This window comes from Capnocytophaga gingivalis ATCC 33624, from assembly GCF_000174755.1.
Taxonomy (GTDB): domain Bacteria; phylum Bacteroidota; class Bacteroidia; order Flavobacteriales; family Flavobacteriaceae; genus Capnocytophaga; species Capnocytophaga gingivalis.
Genome location: NZ_ACLQ01000010.1, coordinates 143,680 through 160,907 on the forward strand (window position 1 = coordinate 143,680; position 17,228 = coordinate 160,907).

32 protein-coding genes are annotated in these 17,228 nt (G+C 40.8%); all 32 read left to right on the forward strand.

Annotated elements, in window-relative coordinates:
* Positions 1–52 precede the first annotated feature (52 nt).
* Positions 53–187: a DUF1440 domain-containing protein gene (locus CAPGI0001_RS12710; RefSeq protein ID WP_002666604.1), complete on the forward strand. Its 135-nt coding sequence runs from the start codon at positions 53–55 to the stop codon at positions 185–187.
* A 462-nt stretch (positions 188–649) separates the two neighbouring features.
* A complete protein-coding gene (rpsL, locus tag CAPGI0001_RS03315; protein WP_002666477.1) occupies positions 650–1,063 on the forward strand; it encodes a 30S ribosomal protein S12 in 414 nt (137 codons plus the stop codon).
* Positions 1,064–1,091: 28 nt separating this feature from the next.
* Entirely contained in the window at positions 1,092–1,568 is a 477-nt protein-coding gene (gene rpsG, locus CAPGI0001_RS03320) for a 30S ribosomal protein S7 (RefSeq protein WP_002666721.1), read from the forward strand.
* Positions 1,569–1,579: 11 nt separating this feature from the next.
* On the forward strand, positions 1,580–3,700 hold the full coding sequence (fusA, locus tag CAPGI0001_RS03325) for an elongation factor G (protein ID WP_002666671.1): 2,121 nt from the start codon (positions 1,580–1,582) through the stop codon (positions 3,698–3,700).
* Between the two features lie 12 nt (positions 3,701–3,712).
* Positions 3,713–4,018 carry a 30S ribosomal protein S10 gene (gene rpsJ, locus CAPGI0001_RS03330; protein ID WP_002666495.1) on the forward strand — a complete coding sequence of 102 codons (306 nt, stop codon included), beginning with the start codon at positions 3,713–3,715 and terminating at the stop codon, positions 4,016–4,018.
* Positions 4,019–4,210: 192 nt separating this feature from the next.
* Positions 4,211–4,828 (forward strand): 50S ribosomal protein L3, encoded by a 618-nt coding sequence (rplC, locus tag CAPGI0001_RS03335; protein WP_002666801.1) that lies wholly within the window; start codon positions 4,211–4,213, stop codon positions 4,826–4,828.
* Positions 4,828–5,457 carry a 50S ribosomal protein L4 gene (rplD, locus tag CAPGI0001_RS03340; RefSeq protein ID WP_002666846.1) on the forward strand — a complete coding sequence of 210 codons (630 nt, stop codon included), beginning with the start codon at positions 4,828–4,830 and terminating at the stop codon, positions 5,455–5,457. Before rplC ends, rplD begins: the two co-directional genes overlap by 1 nt.
* Before the next feature lie 4 nt (positions 5,458–5,461).
* Positions 5,462–5,752, forward strand: a complete 291-nt coding sequence (rplW, locus tag CAPGI0001_RS03345; RefSeq protein WP_002666440.1) for a 50S ribosomal protein L23 — start codon at positions 5,462–5,464, stop codon at positions 5,750–5,752.
* Positions 5,753–5,760: 8 nt separating this feature from the next.
* Positions 5,761–6,585, forward strand: coding sequence for a 50S ribosomal protein L2 (gene rplB / locus CAPGI0001_RS03350; protein WP_002666552.1), 825 nt, complete (start codon positions 5,761–5,763; stop codon positions 6,583–6,585).
* A gap of 7 nt (positions 6,586–6,592) precedes the next feature.
* The gene (gene rpsS, locus CAPGI0001_RS03355) at positions 6,593–6,871 is read left to right on the forward strand and encodes a 30S ribosomal protein S19 (protein ID WP_002666664.1); all 279 of its coding nucleotides are present in this window, start codon (positions 6,593–6,595) and stop codon (positions 6,869–6,871) included.
* 5 nt (positions 6,872–6,876) lie between these two features.
* Entirely contained in the window at positions 6,877–7,284 is a 408-nt protein-coding gene (gene rplV, locus CAPGI0001_RS03360) for a 50S ribosomal protein L22 (RefSeq protein ID WP_002666697.1), read from the forward strand.
* Between the two features lie 9 nt (positions 7,285–7,293).
* The gene (gene rpsC / locus CAPGI0001_RS03365; RefSeq protein WP_002666843.1) at positions 7,294–8,025 is read left to right on the forward strand and encodes a 30S ribosomal protein S3; all 732 of its coding nucleotides are present in this window, start codon (positions 7,294–7,296) and stop codon (positions 8,023–8,025) included.
* 18 nt (positions 8,026–8,043) lie between these two features.
* Positions 8,044–8,463, forward strand: coding sequence for a 50S ribosomal protein L16 (rplP, locus tag CAPGI0001_RS03370; protein ID WP_002666859.1), 420 nt, complete (start codon positions 8,044–8,046; stop codon positions 8,461–8,463).
* Between the two features lie 11 nt (positions 8,464–8,474).
* Complete coding sequence (gene rpmC / locus CAPGI0001_RS03375) at positions 8,475–8,666, forward strand: 50S ribosomal protein L29 (protein ID WP_040359515.1); 192 nt, start codon at positions 8,475–8,477, stop codon at positions 8,664–8,666.
* 15 nt (positions 8,667–8,681) lie between these two features.
* The gene (gene rpsQ / locus CAPGI0001_RS03380) at positions 8,682–8,939 is read left to right on the forward strand and encodes a 30S ribosomal protein S17 (protein ID WP_002666735.1); all 258 of its coding nucleotides are present in this window, start codon (positions 8,682–8,684) and stop codon (positions 8,937–8,939) included.
* 2 nt (positions 8,940–8,941) lie between these two features.
* Complete coding sequence (gene rplN, locus CAPGI0001_RS03385) at positions 8,942–9,310, forward strand: 50S ribosomal protein L14 (protein ID WP_002666690.1); 369 nt, start codon at positions 8,942–8,944, stop codon at positions 9,308–9,310.
* Between the two features lie 13 nt (positions 9,311–9,323).
* Positions 9,324–9,638: a 50S ribosomal protein L24 gene (gene rplX / locus CAPGI0001_RS03390; protein WP_002666524.1), complete on the forward strand. Its 315-nt coding sequence runs from the start codon at positions 9,324–9,326 to the stop codon at positions 9,636–9,638.
* A 2-nt stretch (positions 9,639–9,640) separates the two neighbouring features.
* On the forward strand, positions 9,641–10,192 hold the full coding sequence (gene rplE / locus CAPGI0001_RS03395) for a 50S ribosomal protein L5 (protein WP_002666890.1): 552 nt from the start codon (positions 9,641–9,643) through the stop codon (positions 10,190–10,192).
* Position 10,193: 1 nt separating this feature from the next.
* Positions 10,194–10,463: a 30S ribosomal protein S14 gene (gene rpsN, locus CAPGI0001_RS03400; RefSeq protein WP_002666758.1), complete on the forward strand. Its 270-nt coding sequence runs from the start codon at positions 10,194–10,196 to the stop codon at positions 10,461–10,463.
* A 16-nt stretch (positions 10,464–10,479) separates the two neighbouring features.
* Entirely contained in the window at positions 10,480–10,878 is a 399-nt protein-coding gene (gene rpsH, locus CAPGI0001_RS03405) for a 30S ribosomal protein S8 (RefSeq protein WP_002666601.1), read from the forward strand.
* Between the two features lie 17 nt (positions 10,879–10,895).
* Positions 10,896–11,438: a 50S ribosomal protein L6 gene (rplF, locus tag CAPGI0001_RS03410; protein ID WP_002666716.1), complete on the forward strand. Its 543-nt coding sequence runs from the start codon at positions 10,896–10,898 to the stop codon at positions 11,436–11,438.
* A gap of 11 nt (positions 11,439–11,449) precedes the next feature.
* Positions 11,450–11,803 carry a 50S ribosomal protein L18 gene (gene rplR / locus CAPGI0001_RS03415; protein ID WP_002666877.1) on the forward strand — a complete coding sequence of 118 codons (354 nt, stop codon included), beginning with the start codon at positions 11,450–11,452 and terminating at the stop codon, positions 11,801–11,803.
* A gap of 6 nt (positions 11,804–11,809) precedes the next feature.
* Positions 11,810–12,334, forward strand: coding sequence for a 30S ribosomal protein S5 (gene rpsE, locus CAPGI0001_RS03420; RefSeq protein ID WP_002666854.1), 525 nt, complete (start codon positions 11,810–11,812; stop codon positions 12,332–12,334).
* A gap of 11 nt (positions 12,335–12,345) precedes the next feature.
* Positions 12,346–12,528, forward strand: a complete 183-nt coding sequence (gene rpmD / locus CAPGI0001_RS03425; protein WP_002666626.1) for a 50S ribosomal protein L30 — start codon at positions 12,346–12,348, stop codon at positions 12,526–12,528.
* Positions 12,529–12,549: 21 nt separating this feature from the next.
* Entirely contained in the window at positions 12,550–13,002 is a 453-nt protein-coding gene (rplO, locus tag CAPGI0001_RS03430; protein ID WP_002666677.1) for a 50S ribosomal protein L15, read from the forward strand.
* Between the two features lie 13 nt (positions 13,003–13,015).
* Positions 13,016–14,344, forward strand: coding sequence for a preprotein translocase subunit SecY (secY, locus tag CAPGI0001_RS03435; RefSeq protein ID WP_002666581.1), 1,329 nt, complete (start codon positions 13,016–13,018; stop codon positions 14,342–14,344).
* Positions 14,344–14,559: a translation initiation factor IF-1 gene (infA, locus tag CAPGI0001_RS03440; RefSeq protein WP_002666434.1), complete on the forward strand. Its 216-nt coding sequence runs from the start codon at positions 14,344–14,346 to the stop codon at positions 14,557–14,559. The genes secY and infA overlap by 1 nt, the downstream gene beginning before the upstream one ends.
* A gap of 31 nt (positions 14,560–14,590) precedes the next feature.
* On the forward strand, positions 14,591–14,707 hold the full coding sequence (gene ykgO / locus CAPGI0001_RS12715) for a type B 50S ribosomal protein L36 (RefSeq protein WP_002666762.1): 117 nt from the start codon (positions 14,591–14,593) through the stop codon (positions 14,705–14,707).
* Between the two features lie 3 nt (positions 14,708–14,710).
* On the forward strand, positions 14,711–15,085 hold the full coding sequence (gene rpsM / locus CAPGI0001_RS03445; RefSeq protein WP_002666562.1) for a 30S ribosomal protein S13: 375 nt from the start codon (positions 14,711–14,713) through the stop codon (positions 15,083–15,085).
* An 11-nt stretch (positions 15,086–15,096) separates the two neighbouring features.
* Positions 15,097–15,489: a 30S ribosomal protein S11 gene (rpsK, locus tag CAPGI0001_RS03450; RefSeq protein WP_002666650.1), complete on the forward strand. Its 393-nt coding sequence runs from the start codon at positions 15,097–15,099 to the stop codon at positions 15,487–15,489.
* Positions 15,490–15,577: 88 nt separating this feature from the next.
* A complete protein-coding gene (gene rpsD, locus CAPGI0001_RS03455; protein ID WP_002666729.1) occupies positions 15,578–16,183 on the forward strand; it encodes a 30S ribosomal protein S4 in 606 nt (201 codons plus the stop codon).
* 20 nt (positions 16,184–16,203) lie between these two features.
* Positions 16,204–17,196, forward strand: a complete 993-nt coding sequence (locus tag CAPGI0001_RS03460; RefSeq protein ID WP_002666817.1) for a DNA-directed RNA polymerase subunit alpha — start codon at positions 16,204–16,206, stop codon at positions 17,194–17,196.
* Positions 17,197–17,228: the final 32 nt, after the last annotated feature.

A 17,228-nucleotide genomic window follows, 5' to 3' on the forward strand; every position in this document is an offset into this window, starting at 1 on the left:
CCAATGAGCGCAACCTACCCAAGGCCTTGGGGATAGGTGCTTTTATATAGTAATGCCCCTTATTAGTTTAGTTCCTCCCCTATCCCAGATACCTTTTGATGAGAATCTCTCAGAAATGTTAGGACATATCTTTTGGGTATTTGTCATGGAACTCTGTAGGAGAGGTATTTGTAGTACCCCTTCCTAACGTATTATTTTTTTGGAATTTAAAAAAGAATAACGATTATATAGTATAGCACATACTAGCTTTTTTTGAGAGATTATTAGATATTCTATACCACTATTCATTGTATACGAATTAAGCAAATGAAATACGATTACCTGCTCTCCAAAAAATTTTCTCTCATAAAATAGAGTTCAAAAGTGAAGAATAATCATTGTTCAGTAAATTCAAAAAAGGGAATGAATTTCTCCTTATTTCTCATTTTAAAAAGGGGTGTTAATAACTTTTCTAAAAAATATAGGTCTTTAGAAGTATGGAAATAAGAATAAGTAACAAACTAAAAATCAATTATTTGTAAGTATATACAGGAGAAAAAGCAGTCAAAATCACATTGTTAATAAAAAAATATTGAAAATTAGCGAATTGCGTTTTGTTAATTAGGAAAAAGTTTGTACCTTTGCCCTCGCTTAAAAAAATATTTTATAAATGCCAACAATTTCACAATTAGTACGAAAAGGAAGAGCTAAAATAGCCAAGAAGAGTAAATCGGCTGCTTTGGATTCATGTCCTCAACGTCGTGGCGTATGTACACGTGTGTACACCACTACTCCTAAGAAACCAAACTCAGCTATGCGTAAAGTAGCGCGTGTGCGTTTGACCAATGGGAATGAGGTGAACGCTTACATCCCAGGAGAAGGACACAACCTCCAAGAGCACTCGATAGTATTGGTAAGAGGCGGAAGAGTAAAAGATTTACCAGGGGTACGTTACCACATCGTACGTGGTGCACTGGATACTGCTGGGGTAAATGGAAGAACCCAAAGACGCTCTAAGTATGGAGCCAAACGCCCTAAACCAGGACAAGCAGCTGCAGCACCAGCTAAAGGAAAGAAAAAGTAAATTTTTTAAAACCGTCTAAAAGAATCAAATGAGAAAGAGACAAGCTAAAAAAAGACCTCTTTTACCAGATGCAAAATATAATGACCAGTTGGTTACTCGCTTTGTGAATAACCTAATGTGGGATGGTAAAAAGTCAGTGGCTTTTAAGATTTTCTATGATGCTATTGATATCGTAGAACAAAAGAAAAATAATGAGGAAAAAACGGCTTTGGAAGTGTGGAAAGATGCCCTCTCCAATGTAATGCCTCATGTGGAAGTACGTTCTCGCCGTGTAGGGGGAGCTACTTTCCAAATCCCTATGCAAATACGCCCAGACCGCAAAGTGTCTATGGCTATGAAGTGGCTTATTGGCTATGCTCGCAAGCGCAATGAAAAGTCAATGGCTCAGAAATTGGCAGGTGAAATCCTCTCCGCTGCCAAAGAAGAAGGTGCCGCTGTAAAGAAAAAAATGGATACACATAAGATGGCAGAAGCTAACAAGGCATTCTCTCACTTTAGATTTTAATTTGTGGTAGTATGAGTAGAGATTTAAAATATACAAGAAACATTGGTATTGCCGCTCACATTGATGCGGGTAAAACTACTACCACTGAGCGTATCCTTTTCTATACAGGTAAAACGCACAAAATAGGGGAAGTACACGATGGTGCTTCTACTATGGACTGGATGGAACAAGAAGCAGAACGCGGGATCACTATCCAATCGGCTGCTACCACTTGTAAGTGGAACTTCCCTACAGAAAATGGAAAACCTACAGCCGATGCTAAGGAATATCACTTCAACATTATCGATACCCCAGGCCACGTGGACTTTACTGTGGAGGTAAACCGCTCTCTTCGTGTATTGGACGGTTTGGTGTTCCTCTTTTCTGCTGTAGATGGGGTAGAACCTCAGTCCGAAACTAACTGGCGCCTTGCGGACAACTATAAAGTGCCTCGTATGGGATTTGTCAACAAAATGGACCGCCAAGGTTCTGACTTCCTTAAGGTATGCCAACAGGTGAAAGATATGCTTAAATCCAATGCCGTGCCTATCGTACTTCCTATAGGGGAAGAAGCTGATTTCAAAGGTGTGGTGGATTTGATCAAAAACCGTGCTATTATATGGCATGAGGAAACTCAAGGAGCTACTTTCGACATCGTAGACATCCCTGAAGATATGAAAGCCGATGTTGCCAAATATCGTGCACAACTTATCGAAGAGGTTGCTGGATATGACGAAGGTCTTTTGGAGAAATTCATGGAAGACGAAAACTCTATCACTGAAGAAGAAGTACACAAAGCACTTCGCGCAGCAGTAATGGATATGGCTATCATCCCTATGACTTGTGGTTCTTCTTTCAAGAACAAGGGAGTACAGTTCATGCTCGATGCTGTATGCCGCTACTTGCCTTCTCCACTTGACAAAGAAGCTATCGAAGGAACTAACCCTGAGACAGGAGAGCCTGCTCTTCGCAAGCCTTCAGTAGATGCGCCTTTCGCTGCCTTGGCTTTCAAGATTGCTACTGACCCTTATGTAGGTCGCTTGGCTTTCTTCCGTGCTTATTCAGGACACTTGGATGCAGGTTCTTATGTATTGAACACCCGTTCAGAAAGCAAAGAACGTATCTCTCGTATCTACCAGATGCACGCTAATAAGCAAAATCCTATCGAATATATAGAAGCAGGTGATATCGGAGCTGCAGTAGGGTTCAAGGATATCAAAACAGGGGATACCCTTTGTGATGAGAAATATCCTATCGTACTAGAAAGTATGGTGTTCCCTGACCCTGTAATCGGTATCGCAGTAGAACCTAAGACTAAGGCCGACGTGGACAAATTGGGTATGGCTCTGGCAAAACTCGCTGAAGAAGACCCAACTTTCCAAGTAAAAACAGACCAAGCTTCAGGACAGACTATTATCTCTGGTATGGGGGAACTTCACTTGGATATCATCGTAGACCGCTTAAAACGTGAGTTCAAGGTAGAAGTAAACCAAGGAGAACCTCAGGTAGAGTACAAAGAAGCTATCACTGGTAAGGCTGATCACCGTGAAGTCTACAAGAAACAAACAGGGGGTCGTGGTAAGTTTGCCGATATCGTCTTTACTATGGAACCTGCTGAAGAAGGTAAGACCGGATTAGAATTCATCAATGAAATCAAGGGAGGTAACATTCCAAAAGAATATATCCCTTCTATCGAAAAAGGTTTCAAAGAAGCTATGAAGAATGGACCTTTGGCTGGCTTCGAAATGGATGCTATGAAGATTACCCTTAAGGATGGTTCTTTCCACCCTGTGGATTCCGATTCATTGTCCTTCGAATTGGCTGCTAAGCTTGGTTACAAAGAGGCTGCTCGTGCTGCCAAAGCCGTGCTTATGGAACCTATCATGAAGCTTGAAGTAATCACTCCAGAAGAAAACATGGGGGATATCGTAGGAGACCTTAACCGTCGCCGTGGTCAGGTAAATGACATGGGGGATAGAAATGGTGCTAAGGTGATCAAAGCCAACGTACCACTTTCTGAAATGTTTGGTTATGTAACCACTCTTAGAACCCTTTCATCAGGGCGTGCGACTTCTACTATGGAGTTCTCTCACTATGCAGAGACACCTTCTAATATTTCTGAAGAAGTGATCAAAAAAGCAAGAGGTAATTAATTTTGTAAAGAAATGAGTCAAAAAATAAGAATAAAATTAAAATCATACGATCATAACTTGGTGGATAAATCTGCTGAGAAAATCGTAAAAACAGTGAAATCAACAGGAGCTGGAGTAGTAGGACCTATTCCACTTCCTACTCACAAAAAGTTATTTACGGTACTTCGTTCTCCACATGTGAATAAGAAAGCGAGAGAACAGTTCCAATTGAGCTCTTACAAGCGCCTATTGGATATCTACAGTTCTTCTCCTAAAACTATTGACGCTCTTATGAAGCTTGAGCTTCCTAGTGGAGTAGAAGTAGAGATCAAAGTGTGATAAAAGCAAAACGGAAGATTTGCTTGACTTGTCCCAAAACAATAGCGTGAGGGAAAAACGGTATAACAAGTGATATTCAGGGTTGAAATATTTGACCCTGAATTTCAGATTGTAAAATTGGGATTATTTCACAATAGAAGTTTTCCTGATTTTGCGTAAAGAAAAAAATAAGTTCAAATTAAATTTTATTATATGTCTGGGTTAATTGGAAAAAAAGTAGGCATGACCAGCATTTTTGATGAGAATGGAAAGAATATCCCATGTACCATCATCGAAGCAGGACCATGCGTAGTTACCCAAGTCAGAACCAAAGAGGTTGACGGGTATGAAGCTCTTCAGCTTGGTTTCGATGACAAAAAGGAGAAACATACTTCAAAAGCAGCAGCTGGGCACTTTGCCAAAGCGGGCGTTACTCCTAAAAAGAAACTTGTCGAGTTCCAAGGCTTTGAGAGCACTTACAAATTAGGCGATACAATTACTGCCGAATTTTTTGTAGAAGGTGAGTTTGTGGATGTAACAGGTACTTCCAAAGGGAAAGGATTCCAAGGGGTAGTACGCCGCCACGGTTTCGGTGGGGTAGGTCAGTCTACTCACGGTCAGCATAACCGACTCAGAGCACCTGGTTCTGTAGGAGCCTCTTCTTACCCTTCTCGCGTATTCAAAGGAATGCGTATGGCAGGACGTATGGGAGCTGAAAAAGTAACAGTACAAAACCTAAAAGTGTTGAAAGTGATTCCTGAAAAGAACCTTATTATCCTAAAAGGATGTGTTCCAGGTCACAAAAATGCTTATGTAACGATTCATAAATAATGGAAGTAGCAGTAGTAAATATACAAGGAAAAGAAACAGGAAGAAAGGTAACCCTTTCTGAGGCTGTTTTCGGGATTGAGCCTAATAATCACACCATTTATTTGGATATCAAACAATACTTGGCCAATCAGCGACAAGGAACTCACAAGTCCAAAGAGCGTAACGAAGTAGCAGGAAGTACTCGTAAGATCAAAAAACAAAAAGGTACAGGTACTGCTCGTGCAGGTAGCGTGAAATCCCCTGTCTTCGTAGGTGGTGGACGCATATTCGGACCTCGCCCTAAGGACTATACTCAAAAACTTAACAAAAAGGTAAAACGCTTAGCTCGCCGTTCTATCCTAAGCCAAAAAGCACAACAGGGAGCTATTATTGTATTGGAAGATTTCTCTTTGGAAACTCCTAAAACTAAGGACTTCACTAAGATCTTAGCCGCTTTGGGGATCCAAGATAAAAAATCACTTTTTGTATTGGCGGATACAAATAAAAATGTATATTTGTCCTCTCGCAATATCCCATCTGTAAATACAGTAACAGCCTCAGAACTAAATACTTACGATATTGCTAACGCAAAAACTGTAGTATTGTTGGAGAGCTCAGTAGAGGTGATTCAGTCAAATTTAACAAAGTAAGATTATGAGTATATTGATAAAACCAATCATTACAGAGAAAGCCACTAATGATAGCGAAGTGAATAACCGTTATACCTTTTCTGTAGATAAAAAGGCTAACAAGATTCAAATCAAAAAAGCGGTAGAAGAGGCTTATGGAGTTACTGTTGAGAAAGTACGTACTCTTAATTATGCACCAAAGCGTTCTGTTCGCTATACTAAAAATGGCTTACAACTTTCACAAACTAATGCAGTAAAGAAAGCTGTAGTGACTGTAAAAGAAGGAGAAATCATAGATTTTTATAACACTATTTAAAAGACCTTATGTCAGTAAGAAAATTGAAACCCACGACTCCGGGTCAGCGTTTTAGAGTGGTAAATAATTACGATGCGATTACCACTGATAAGCCGGAAAAGAGCTTGCTCGTTCCGTTAAAAAAGACCGGGGGTAGAAACAACCAAGGGAAGATGACCATGCGCTACATAGGTGGTGGTCACAAGAAAAAGTATCGTATCATTGACTTCAAAAGAAACAAATTCGGTGTAGAAGCTACCGTTGTTTCTATTGAGTATGACCCAAACAGAACAGCGTTCATCGCGCTAGTTCAGTACACTGACGGAGAAAAGCGCTATATCATCGCTCCAGCAGGATTGAAGGTAGGTCAGGTGATTATCTCTGGAGACAATGTAGCTCCTGAAGTAGGTAACGCTATGCCACTGGCTCAGATCCCTCTAGGAACTGTAATCAGCAATATAGAGCTTCGCCCAGGACAAGGAGCCAATATGGCTCGCTCAGCTGGAACTTTCGCACAGCTTATGGCTAAAGAAGGTAAGTATGCTACTGTCAAATTGCCTTCAGGAGAGACCCGCATGATTTTGCTCACTTGTTTAGCAACTATCGGTGCTGTATCGAACTCCGACCATCAGTTGGTACTTTCTGGTAAAGCAGGTCGCTCTCGCTGGCTCGGTCGTCGTCCTCGTACACGTGCTGTAGTAATGAACCCTGTAGATCACCCCATGGGTGGTGGTGAAGGACGTGCCTCAGGAGGTCATCCTCGCTCTCGTAAGGGTATCCCTGCCAAAGGTTACAGAACTCGTTCTAAAACCAAGGCTAGTAATAAGTATATTGTAGAACGTAGAAAGAAATAAGTAAGATATGGCTCGTTCATTAAAAAAAGGTCCTTATGTTCATTATGCCTTGGAGAAAAAAGTACTCCAAAATAAGGAAACAGGAAAGAAAACCATTATCAAAACATGGTCAAGAGCATCTATGATTACTCCTGATTTCGTAGGAGAAACTATCGCAGTGCACAACGGAAAACAATTCGTTCCTGTATATGTTACTGAAAACATGGTAGGACATAAGTTAGGAGAATTTGCCCCTACTCGTTCTTTTAGAGGACACGCAGGTGCAAAGAATAAAGGTAAAAAATAAAAGCTATGGGAGTTCGTAAAAGAGAAAAAGCAATAGAGATTAAAGAAGCGAAACGAAGTGTGGCTTTTGCTAAATTGAATAATTGCCCTACATCGCCTCGCAAGATGCGCTTGGTAGCTGATTTGGTTCGTGGTATTTCTGTAGAAAAAGCATTAGCTATTCTAAAGTTCAACCAAAAAGAAGCAGCAACCTCCTTGCATAAACTATTACTTTCAGCTATTGAAAACTGGAAAGTTAAAAACGAAGGGGCAGATATCGAAGCTGCACAAGTATTCATCAAGGAAATCCGTGTAGACGGGGGTGCGATGCTCAAAAGACTTCGCCCAGCTCCTCAAGGAAGAGCACACAGAATTCGCAAACGTTCCAATCACGTAACTATCGTATTAGGAGCTAAAAATAACACTGAAAGCTAAGATAAAAGTATGGGACAAAAAACAAATCCAATAGGGAATCGCCTTGGAATTATCAGAGGATGGGAATCCAACTGGTACGGAGGAAATGACTACGGAGACAAATTGGCTGAGGATGACAAAATCAGAAAATATGTGCATACTCGTTTGGCTAAAGCTAGTGTTTCTCGCGTAATTATTGAAAGAACTTTGAAGCTTGTAACCGTTACTATCACTACTTCCCGACCAGGAAGCATCATCGGTAAGGGAGGTCAAGAGGTAGACAAGCTAAGAGAAGAACTTAAGAAAATTACTGGAAAAGATATTCAAATCAATATCTTTGAAATCAAAAGACCAGAACTTGACGCTCCGCTTGTGGCAGCAAGTATCGCTCGACAAATTGAGAACCGTATCTCCTACCGTCGTGCTATCAAAATGGCTATCGCTGCTACTATGCGCATGAATGCCGAAGGTATCAAAATCCAAATATCTGGCCGTCTCAATGGTGCTGAAATGGCACGTAACGAAAGCTACAAAGAAGGTCGTATCCCTCTTTCTACTTTCCGCGCCGATATCGATTATGCTACCGACGAAGCTCATACTACTTATGGCCGTATGGGTATCAAGGTTTGGATCATGAAAGGTGAAGTATATGGTAAAAGAGAACTTTCTCCACTAGTGGGAATGACTAAGAAAAACCTTAACGGTTCTTCTGCTTCCAAAGAAGGAAGTTCTGATGCAAAACGTGCTCGCCGAAAAAAATAATTTAAATTCAGTCAAGCAATGTTACAACCAAAAAGAACAAAATATCGTAAGGATCAGAAGGGAAGAATGAAAGGTGTTTCTCAGCGAGGACATCAGCTCTCTAACGGAACATTTGGTATCAAATCCTTAGAGTCAGCTTTTATTACTGCCCGTCAAATAGAGTCCGCTCGTGTAGCAGCTACTCGTTATATGAAGCGTGAAGGACAGCTTTGGATCAAAATTTTCCCAGATAAGCCTATTACCAAAAAACCTTTGGAAGTACGTATGGGTAAAGGTAAAGGAGCTGTTGAGTACTGGGTAGCGGTAGTAAAGCCAGGACGTATCCTATTCGAAGTAGGTGGTGTACCTTTGGAAATTGCCAAAGAAGCCCTTCGCCTTGCCGCTCAGAAGTTACCCGTAACTACTAAGTTCGTTGTAGCGAGAGATTATCAAGATTAATTTTATTAACAATGAAACAGTCAGAAGTTAAAAATTTATCAGTCGCTGAGCTCGAGCAAAAGCTCATCGAACTTAAGAATACATATTCGGGAATGAAAATGGCTCACGCCATTTCTCCAATTGAGAATCCACTAACTATCCGTACTACGCGTAGAGCTATCGCACGTATAGAAAGTGAGCTAACTCGTAGGAAATTACAATAATCATTGTGGCTTAATATGGAAAAGAGAAATATCAGAAAAGAAAGAATAGGGATAGTTACCAGCAACAAAATGGACAAATCCATTGTGGTATCTGTAGTAAAACGTGTAAAACACCCTATGTACGGAAAATTCGTATTACAAACCAAAAAGTTTGTTGCACACGATGAAAAAAATGACTGCAACATCGGGGATACCGTGCGCATTATGGAAACACGTCCACTTAGCAAAACTAAGTGCTGGCGTTTAGTAGAAATCATAGAAAGAGCGAAGTAATTATGGTACAACAAGAATCAAGATTAAAAGTAGCAGATAATACCGGAGCCAAAGAAGTTTTGACTATCCGTGTACTTGGAGGAACTAAGCGCCGCTATGCTTCTGTAGGTGACAAAATCGTCGTTACTATCAAGGAAGCCACTCCTAATGGAACTGTAAAAAAAGGCCAAGTATCCACCGCTGTAGTGGTAAGAACCAAAAAAGAAGTAAGACGCCAAGATGGTTCTTACATCCGTTTTGATGAAAATGCTTGCGTACTACTCAACGCTGCTGGTGAAATGAGAGGTACCCGTGTCTTCGGCCCTGTAGCACGCGAACTCCGTGACAAGCAGTTTATGAAAATTGTGTCATTAGCACCCGAGGTGCTTTAATATCTGTCCGATAATGATAAAGCTAAAAATTAAAGCAGGCGATACCGTGCAAGTAATCGCTGGTGACCACAAAGGGGAAAAAGGTAAAGTACTCAAAGTGGATCGCGAAAAAAATAGAGCTATCGTGGAAGGTGTGAACTTAGTATCAAAACATACCAAACCCAGTGCACAAAACCCTCAGGGAGGCATCATCAAAAAAGAAGCTCCTATTCATATCTCTAACCTCTCTCTTTTAGACCCTAAAACAGGAGAAATTACTCGCGTAGGATATGAACAACGTGATGGTAAAAAAGTAAGAATTTCTAAAAAATCAAAACAAGTAGTGTAATTATGACATATATACCTCGACTTAAAAAGGAATATAAGGAGCGCATAATTGCAGCTCTTAAGGAAGAATTTGGTTACAAAAATGTAATGCAAGTTCCTAAACTTGAAAAAATCGTAGTAAGCCGCGGGGTAGGCTCTGCTGTTGCTGACAAAAAGCAAATAGAGTATGCCGTAGAGGAAATCACTAAGATTACCGGTCAGAAAGCCGTCGCTACTACTTCCAAAAAGGACGTAGCTTCTTTTAAGCTCCGCCGTGGTATGTCCATCGGAGCTAAAGTAACTCTCCGTGGAGAACGTATGTATGAGTTCCTCGATAGGCTCATTACCACTGCCCTTCCTCGTGTAAGGGATTTCCAAGGAATCAAGGCTACAGGATTTGACGGACGTGGCAACTATAACTTAGGTATCACCGAACAGATTATCTTCCCTGAGATTGATATTGATAAAATCAACAAAATCGCAGGTTTCGATATTACCTTCGTTACTTCTGCTCCTACCGACAAAGAAGCAAAATCATTATTAACCGAATTAGGATTACCTTTTAAAAAGAATTAATATGGCGAAAGAATCAATGAAAGCTCGTGAAGTCAAAAGAGCTAAATTGGTAGCAAAATATGCTGAAAAACGCAAAGCTCTTAAGGAAGCTGGTGACTATGAAGCATTACAAAAACTACCTAAAAATGCATCTCCTGTACGCTTGCACAATCGCTGCAAACTCACAGGTCGCCCTAAAGGATATATGCGCACATTTGGGATCTCTCGTGTGCTCTTCCGTGAAATGGCAAACAAAGGACTTATTCCGGGTGTAAAAAAAGCAAGTTGGTAATTAAATAAGAAAAGTTATGTACACAGACCCAATCGCGGACTATTTGACTAGAATTCGCAACGCCAGTAGTGCAGGGCACCGAGTAGTAGAAATCCCTTCTTCAAACCTTAAAAAGGAAATTACCAAAGTCCTTTTTGACCAAGGGTATATCCTTAGCTATAAGTTTGAAGAAAATGATGTACAAGGTACTATCAAAATAGCCCTCAAATACGATAAAGAAACCAAAGAACCTGTTATCAGAAAAATTGTACGTGTAAGTACCCCTGGACTTCGTAAGTATGTAGGGGCTAGCAAGCTTCCTCGTGTATTGAACGGACTTGGTATCACTATCGTTTCTACCTCTAAGGGTGTTATGACTGGAAAACAAGCCAGAGCTCTTAACATAGGTGGAGAAGTAATTTGTAATGTTTACTAAAAAAATAGACTTAAAAAATGTCAAGAATAGGTAAAGCTCCCATCAGTATTCCTCAAGGAGTGACAATTACTATCAAAGAAAATATTGTTACTGTAAAAGGAAAACTCGGCGAATTAACCCAAGTGGTTAAAGACGTTGCTGTAAAGCAAGAAGATGGACAACTCATAGTGGAAAGACAATTAGATACTAAGCAAGGTAATGCACTACACGGTCTTTATCGTGCCCTACTTCACAATATGGTCGTAGGAGTATCTGAAGGTTTTACCAAAGAGTTAGAACTTGTAGGGGTAGGTTACCGTGCTACTAACCAAGGTCAAAGACTCGACCTTGCGCTCGGTTTCTCTCACAATATCCTCATGGAACTCCCTCAAGAAGTTAAAGTAGAAACTATCAACGAGAAAGGTAAGAACCCTATCATTAAGCTTACCTCTCATGATAAACAATTATTAGGACAAGTAGCAGCTAAGATTCGTTCTTTCCGCAAGCCAGAACCTTACAAAGGAAAAGGTGTCAAGTTTGTAGGTGAAGAACTCAGAAGAAAAGCAGGTAAATCAGCTTAAAAAGTAACATAATGGCATTATCAAAAATAGAAAGAAGACAACGTATTAAGTTCAGAATCAAAAAAATAGTTTCTGGAACTGCTCAAAAACCTCGTTTGGTTGTTTTTAGAAGCAATAGTGAAATCTATGCACAGATCATCGATGATACCAAAGGTGTTACTCTAGTAGCAGCCTCTTCTCGTGATAAGGATCTAAAGGCAACAGGTACCAAAACTGAAAAAGCAAAACAAGTAGGTCAAGCTATCGCTAAAAAAGCTTTGGCTGCTGGTATCGAATCTATCTCTTTTGACCGAGGTGGCTATTTGTATCACGGACGTGTAAAATCCTTAGCAGAAGGAGCTAGAGAAGGCGGACTTAAATTCTAAGAAACTATGTATCAGAACTATAAAAATGTAGAATATGTAAAACCAAGCGGATTGGAACTTAAGGATCGCTTGGTGGGCGTACAACGCGTAACTAAGGTTACCAAAGGAGGACGTGCTTTCGGATTCTCTGCTATTGTAGTGGTAGGAGATGAAAATGGCGTAGTAGGACAAGGACTCGGAAAGTCTAAAGAGGTTTCTGAGGCTATTGCCAAAGCGGTGGAAGATGCTAAGAAAAACTTAGTTCGTATCCCCCTAAATGGTACTACCCTTCCTCACGAACAAAAAGGAAAATTCGGCGGAGCTCGTGTATATCTCCAACCTGCCGCAGAAGGTACCGGAGTAATTGCCGGTGGAGTAGTACGTGCCGTGTTGGAATCCTTAGGAGTACATAACGTACTCTCCAAATCTCAAGGATCTTCTAACCCTCACAATGTGGTAAAAGCTACTTTCGATGCTTTGCTTAGGCTCAGAAGTGCTAAAACCATTGCTCAGCAACGTGGTATTTCCTTGGATAAAATGTTTAAAGGTTAAAAAGCATTCTCATGGCAAAGAAAATTATCGTAACACAGACTCGTAGTAGCATAAAGCGTGCTAAAACCCAAAAACTCACCCTTATCTCTTTAGGGTTGGGAACTATCGGGAAATCCGTAACGCATGAGGCTACCCCAAGTATCTTGGGAATGATTAATAAAGTAGAACACTTAGTTTCTGTACAAGAAGCATAATAAACAAAGTAGCATTTAATTATGAATTTAAGTAATTTGAAACCTGCACAAGGTTCAGTACACAAAGATGGGAAGCGCGTAGGTAGAGGTCAAGGTTCTGGTAAAGGTGGAACCTCCACTCGTGGACACAAGGGAGCTAAATCTCGCTCTGGATTCTCTACTAAAATTGGCTTTGAAGGGGGACAAATGCCTCTTCAACGTCGCGTACCAAAATTTGGTTTCAAAAACTTCAACCGTAAGGAATATACTGGTATCAACCTCGGAAAACTACAAGAATTGGTAGACAAGGGTGTAGTTACCGATACAGTCAATCTCGATATCCTCGTGGAAAACCGCTTGGCTAATAAGAATGACTTGGTTAAAATCCTTGGTGGAGGAGAGTTGAAAGCAAAACTTAAGATCTCTGTTCATAAGTTCACTGCTAGCGCTAAAGCTGCTGTGGAAAAATTAGGCGGAGAAGCTATAACGCTCTAATAAATGATATCTTATGAAGAAGTTTATAGAGACCTTAACAAATGTCTGGAAAATAGAGGAGCTTCGTAATCGTATCATCCTTACTATTGGGATTTTGTTAGTGTACCGCTTTGGAGCACATATCATTCTCCCTGGGATTGATGCCAAGCAACTAAGTAGCCTTACTCAGAAGACTTCAGAGGGAGGATTGTTAGATATTCTTAATGCTTTCACTGGAGGGGCTTTTGCTAAGGCCTCTGTATTTGCTTTGGGAATTATGCCTTACATCTCTGCCTCTATCGTAGTGCAGCTCATGGGAATCGCTATTCCTTATTTGCAAAAACTACAACAAGAAGGGGAGAGTGGTCGTAGGCGTATCAATCAGATTACTCGCTGGCTTACCATTGCCATTTGTATAGTACAAGCTCCTGCTTACCTGTACTCAATCAGTGCTTTAGGGGTGCCTGAAGAGGCCTTTATCCAAGGAAAAGGATTAGGCTTTATCATCCCTTCTGTTATTATCTTGGTGACAGGAACTATCTTCGCGATGTGGCTCGGTGAGAAAATCACTGATAAGGGAGTGGGCAACGGTATTTCCTTGCTCATTATGGTGGGGATTATCGCTCGTATGCCTCACGCTTTCTTCGGTGAGATGAACAGGGTTCACAGCCCTATGATTGTTATTGTAGAGATTCTTCTATGGCTCTTGGTGATCTTAGGTTGTATTTTCCTTACCTTGGCCGTGCGTCAGATTCCTGTGCAGTATGCCAGAAGAACTACCGGCGGTCAGGTGGAGAAGAATATCTTCGGTGCCAGACAGTATATTCCCCTTAAGCTCAACTCAGCAGGGGTGATGCCAATCATCTTTGCACAAGCGATCATGTTCGTTCCCGCTGCTTTGGCAGGACTTTCTAAGTCCGATTGGGCACTTAGCATCCAGAATGCTTTCCGTTCACCTTTTGAATTTTGGTACAATGTCCTCTTTGGCTTTCTCATTATCATCTTTACTTATTTCTATACGGCCATTACCGTACCTAGCAATAAGATGGCTGATGACCTTAAGCGCAACGGAGGCTTCATACCAGGGGTGAAACCAGGGCAAGAGACCAGTGATTATTTGGACAAAATCATGTCGCTCATTACCTTCCCAGGATCTTTATTCTTAGTGGCTATAGCTGTACTTCCTGCCGTAGTGAACAAGTTGCCTTTATTGGAGATCGACCAGCAGTGGGCGCTCTTCTACGGAGGTACTTCCTTGCTCATCCTTGTAGGGGTAGCTATTGATACTATGCAACAAGTTAATTCATACCTACTCAATCGCCATTACGATGGCCTTATGAAAACAGGTAAAAAGAGAAGATAATGGCAAAGCAAGCAGCAATAGAACAAGATGGAACTATCATAGAGTCTCTCTCTAATGCAATGTTCCGTGTAGAATTGGACAATGGTCATGTGGTGACCGCTCACATCTCTGGGAAAATGCGTATGCACTACATTAAGCTCCTTCCTGGCGATAGGGTAAAGCTCGAGATGACACCTTATGACCTTACCAAGGCACGCATCACTTACCGATATTAATAATATAATTCGTTTTTAAAACAGACAACAGATGAAAGTAAGAGCATCTATTAAAAAAAGAAGCCCCGAGTGCAAGATTGTGCGAAGAAAAGGGGTATTGTACGTAATTAACAAAAAGAATCCGAGATTCAAACAAAGACAAGGATAAATTATGGCACGAATAGCAGGTATTGACCTACCAAAACACAAGAGAGGAGTCATAGGACTTACTTACATCTTTGGAATTGGTAGAAGTAGAGCTAAAGAAATTTTGAAAACAGCTCAAGTAGATGAAGACATCAAAGTAAGCGATTGGAACGATGAGCAGATCACTCGTATCCGTGAAGCAGTTTCTTCTTACAAGATAGAAGGGGAATTGCGTTCTGAAGTGCAATTGAACATCAAGCGACTTATGGATATTGGTTGCTATCGTGGTATCCGCCACCGTTCTGGATTGCCTTTGCGCGGTCAAAAAACGAAGAATAACTCTCGTACAAGAAAAGGAAAACGAAAAACTGTTGCTAACAAGAAGAAAGCAACTAAATAATAAGTAGCGATATGGCAAAAACAAATACAAAAGTTACCAAAAAACGCAAAGTAGTGATTGAATCTTCTGGAGAAGCTCATATCTCAGCTACTTTCAACAATATCATCATCTCTCTTACTAACAAAAAAGGAGATGTGATTTCTTGGTCTTCTGCAGGAAAAATGAAGTTCAGAGGCTCTAAAAAAAATACTCCTTATGCAGCTCAGGTAGCTGCCGAAGATGCTGCTAAAACAGCTTTCGACGCAGGACTTAAAAAAGTACGTGTATTCGTAAAAGGTCCTGGAGTAGGTAGAGAATCTGCCATCCGTAGTATTCACAATGCAGGAATCGAAGTAACTGAAATTATCGACGTTACTCCTCTTCCTCACAACGGATGCCGCCCTCCTAAAAGACGTAAAGTATAACAAATGTAACCCTTCAGAGAGAGGCCACGATTATCGAAGGACAAGCCTTAATTCATAATCCTCTCTCACTTTAATTCAAAATTGTAAAATGGCAAGATATACAGGCCCAAAAACTAAAATCGCTCGTAAGTTTGGTGAAGCGATTTTCGGAGAAGATAAGTCTTTTGCTAAAAAGAACTATCCTCCTGGACAGCATGGAATAAACCGCAAAAGAGCCAAACGCTCTGAATATGCAATCCAGCTACAAGAAAAACAAAAAGCAAAATATACCTATGGTATCCTTGAACGTCAGTTCCAGAATATGTACGAAAAGGCACGCCGTAGCAAGGGGGTAACCGGTGAGGTGCTCCTTCAGCTCTGCGAAGCACGCTTGGACAATGTTGTATACCGTATGGGTATCGCTCCTTCTCGCCGTGCTGCTCGCCAGCTCGTTTCTCACCGCCATATCACTGTCAATGGAGAAGTCGTGAATATCCCTTCTTACTCCCTAAAACCTGGTGATATCGTAGGAGTACGCCACAAATCACAATCTCTTACTGTGATTGAAAATTCCTTGGCAAGTAATAGCTCTGTGTACGAATGGATTACCTGGAATCCTGAAAAATTGGAAGGTACTTTCGTCGCACTCCCTCAGCGTATCCAAATACCTGAAAACATTAAAGAACAGTTAATCGTAGAGTTGTACTCTAAATAATATTAGTCAGCAGTCACATTATGGCATTATTCAATTTTCAAAAACCAGATAAGGTTATCATGATTGAATCCTCTGAGTTTGAGGGAAAATTCGAATTTCGACCCCTCGAACCAGGCTATGGACTCACCATCGGTAACGCATTACGAAGAGTAATGCTCTCCTCCTTAGAGGGCTACGCAATCACTTCGGTTAAAATAGATTCAGTAGAACACGAATTCTCTACCATCACTGGGGTGGTTGAAGATGTTACTGAAATCATTTTGAACTTGAAGCAAGTGCGTTTCAAACTGCAAACGGAAGGTACTGACCATGAAAAGGCTTCTATCTCTGTAACCGGTAAGAAACAATTGACTGCGGGTGATTTTCAAAAATTTATAACAGGATTTCAAGTACTTAACCCCGATTTGGTTATCTGTAATATGGAACCCGACGTGGCTATCAAAATGGATATCACCATTGATAAGGGTATGGGTTATGTTTTCGCTGAGGAAAATACCAAACCTAATATGCCTATGGGTACCATCCCTACCGATGCCATCTTTACACCTATCAAAAATGTAAAATACAGCATCGAAAACTATCGTGTGGAACAAAAAACCGACTACGAAAAGTTGATTTTTGAAATCAAAACAGATGGTTCCATCCATCCTAAGGATGCCTTGATGGAAGCGGCTAAGACTCTTATTCATCACTTCATGCTTTTCTCCGATGAGCGCATCACCATTGAGCCTGAAGAGGTTGTCCAGCCTGAAAGCTATGACGAAGAGTCTCTACATATGCGACAGCTCCTCAAGACCAAGCTTATAGACATGGATCTTTCTGTTCGAGCCCTTAACTGCCTCAAAGCAGCTGAAGTGGATACTTTAGGGGATTTGGTTTCTTTCACTAAAACGGACTTGATGAAGTTCCGCAACTTCGGTAAAAAGTCTCTCACTGAGCTCGATGAGCTGGTAGAAAGCAAAGGACTGACCTTCGGTATGGATCTCTCAAGATACAAATTGGAGAAAGAGTAATTAATTCTGGTATAATACATTAATTCAACGAA

Excerpts from the sequence above, each read along its gene's own strand:
- infA (WP_002666434.1), top strand. The coding sequence starts at position 14,344 with ATGGCAAAGCAAGCAGCAATAGAACAAGATGGAACTATCATAGAGTCT.
- rplD (WP_002666846.1), top strand. The coding sequence starts at position 4,828 with ATGGAAGTAGCAGTAGTAAATATACAAGGAAAAGAAACAGGAAGAAAG.
- rplV (WP_002666697.1), top strand. The coding sequence starts at position 6,877 with ATGGGAGTTCGTAAAAGAGAAAAAGCAATAGAGATTAAAGAAGCGAAA.
- rpsN (WP_002666758.1), top strand. The coding sequence starts at position 10,194 with ATGGCGAAAGAATCAATGAAAGCTCGTGAAGTCAAAAGAGCTAAATTG.
- rplC (WP_002666801.1), top strand. The coding sequence starts at position 4,211 with ATGTCTGGGTTAATTGGAAAAAAAGTAGGCATGACCAGCATTTTTGAT.
- rpsG (WP_002666721.1), top strand. The coding sequence starts at position 1,092 with ATGAGAAAGAGACAAGCTAAAAAAAGACCTCTTTTACCAGATGCAAAA.
- ykgO (WP_002666762.1), top strand. The coding sequence starts at position 14,591 with ATGAAAGTAAGAGCATCTATTAAAAAAAGAAGCCCCGAGTGCAAGATT.
- rplW (WP_002666440.1), top strand. The coding sequence starts at position 5,462 with ATGAGTATATTGATAAAACCAATCATTACAGAGAAAGCCACTAATGAT.
- rplB (WP_002666552.1), top strand. The coding sequence starts at position 5,761 with ATGTCAGTAAGAAAATTGAAACCCACGACTCCGGGTCAGCGTTTTAGA.
- rpmC (WP_040359515.1), top strand. The coding sequence starts at position 8,475 with ATGAAACAGTCAGAAGTTAAAAATTTATCAGTCGCTGAGCTCGAGCAA.
- rpsH (WP_002666601.1), top strand. The coding sequence starts at position 10,480 with ATGTACACAGACCCAATCGCGGACTATTTGACTAGAATTCGCAACGCC.
- CAPGI0001_RS03460 (WP_002666817.1), top strand. The coding sequence starts at position 16,204 with ATGGCATTATTCAATTTTCAAAAACCAGATAAGGTTATCATGATTGAA.
- CAPGI0001_RS12710 (WP_002666604.1), top strand. The coding sequence starts at position 53 with ATGCCCCTTATTAGTTTAGTTCCTCCCCTATCCCAGATACCTTTTGAT.
- rpsE (WP_002666854.1), top strand. The coding sequence starts at position 11,810 with ATGTATCAGAACTATAAAAATGTAGAATATGTAAAACCAAGCGGATTG.
- secY (WP_002666581.1), top strand. The coding sequence starts at position 13,016 with ATGAAGAAGTTTATAGAGACCTTAACAAATGTCTGGAAAATAGAGGAG.
- rplX (WP_002666524.1), top strand. The coding sequence starts at position 9,324 with ATGATAAAGCTAAAAATTAAAGCAGGCGATACCGTGCAAGTAATCGCT.
- rplR (WP_002666877.1), top strand. The coding sequence starts at position 11,450 with ATGGCATTATCAAAAATAGAAAGAAGACAACGTATTAAGTTCAGAATC.
- rplN (WP_002666690.1), top strand. The coding sequence starts at position 8,942 with ATGGTACAACAAGAATCAAGATTAAAAGTAGCAGATAATACCGGAGCC.
- rpsC (WP_002666843.1), top strand. The coding sequence starts at position 7,294 with ATGGGACAAAAAACAAATCCAATAGGGAATCGCCTTGGAATTATCAGA.
- rplP (WP_002666859.1), top strand. The coding sequence starts at position 8,044 with ATGTTACAACCAAAAAGAACAAAATATCGTAAGGATCAGAAGGGAAGA.
- rplO (WP_002666677.1), top strand. The coding sequence starts at position 12,550 with ATGAATTTAAGTAATTTGAAACCTGCACAAGGTTCAGTACACAAAGAT.
- rpsJ (WP_002666495.1), top strand. The coding sequence starts at position 3,713 with ATGAGTCAAAAAATAAGAATAAAATTAAAATCATACGATCATAACTTG.
- rpsD (WP_002666729.1), top strand. The coding sequence starts at position 15,578 with ATGGCAAGATATACAGGCCCAAAAACTAAAATCGCTCGTAAGTTTGGT.
- rpsM (WP_002666562.1), top strand. The coding sequence starts at position 14,711 with ATGGCACGAATAGCAGGTATTGACCTACCAAAACACAAGAGAGGAGTC.
- rpmD (WP_002666626.1), top strand. The coding sequence starts at position 12,346 with ATGGCAAAGAAAATTATCGTAACACAGACTCGTAGTAGCATAAAGCGT.
- fusA (WP_002666671.1), top strand. The coding sequence starts at position 1,580 with ATGAGTAGAGATTTAAAATATACAAGAAACATTGGTATTGCCGCTCAC.
- rpsL (WP_002666477.1), top strand. The coding sequence starts at position 650 with ATGCCAACAATTTCACAATTAGTACGAAAAGGAAGAGCTAAAATAGCC.
- rpsQ (WP_002666735.1), top strand. The coding sequence starts at position 8,682 with ATGGAAAAGAGAAATATCAGAAAAGAAAGAATAGGGATAGTTACCAGC.
- rplF (WP_002666716.1), top strand. The coding sequence starts at position 10,896 with ATGTCAAGAATAGGTAAAGCTCCCATCAGTATTCCTCAAGGAGTGACA.
- rpsK (WP_002666650.1), top strand. The coding sequence starts at position 15,097 with ATGGCAAAAACAAATACAAAAGTTACCAAAAAACGCAAAGTAGTGATT.
- rpsS (WP_002666664.1), top strand. The coding sequence starts at position 6,593 with ATGGCTCGTTCATTAAAAAAAGGTCCTTATGTTCATTATGCCTTGGAG.
- rplE (WP_002666890.1), top strand. The coding sequence starts at position 9,641 with ATGACATATATACCTCGACTTAAAAAGGAATATAAGGAGCGCATAATT.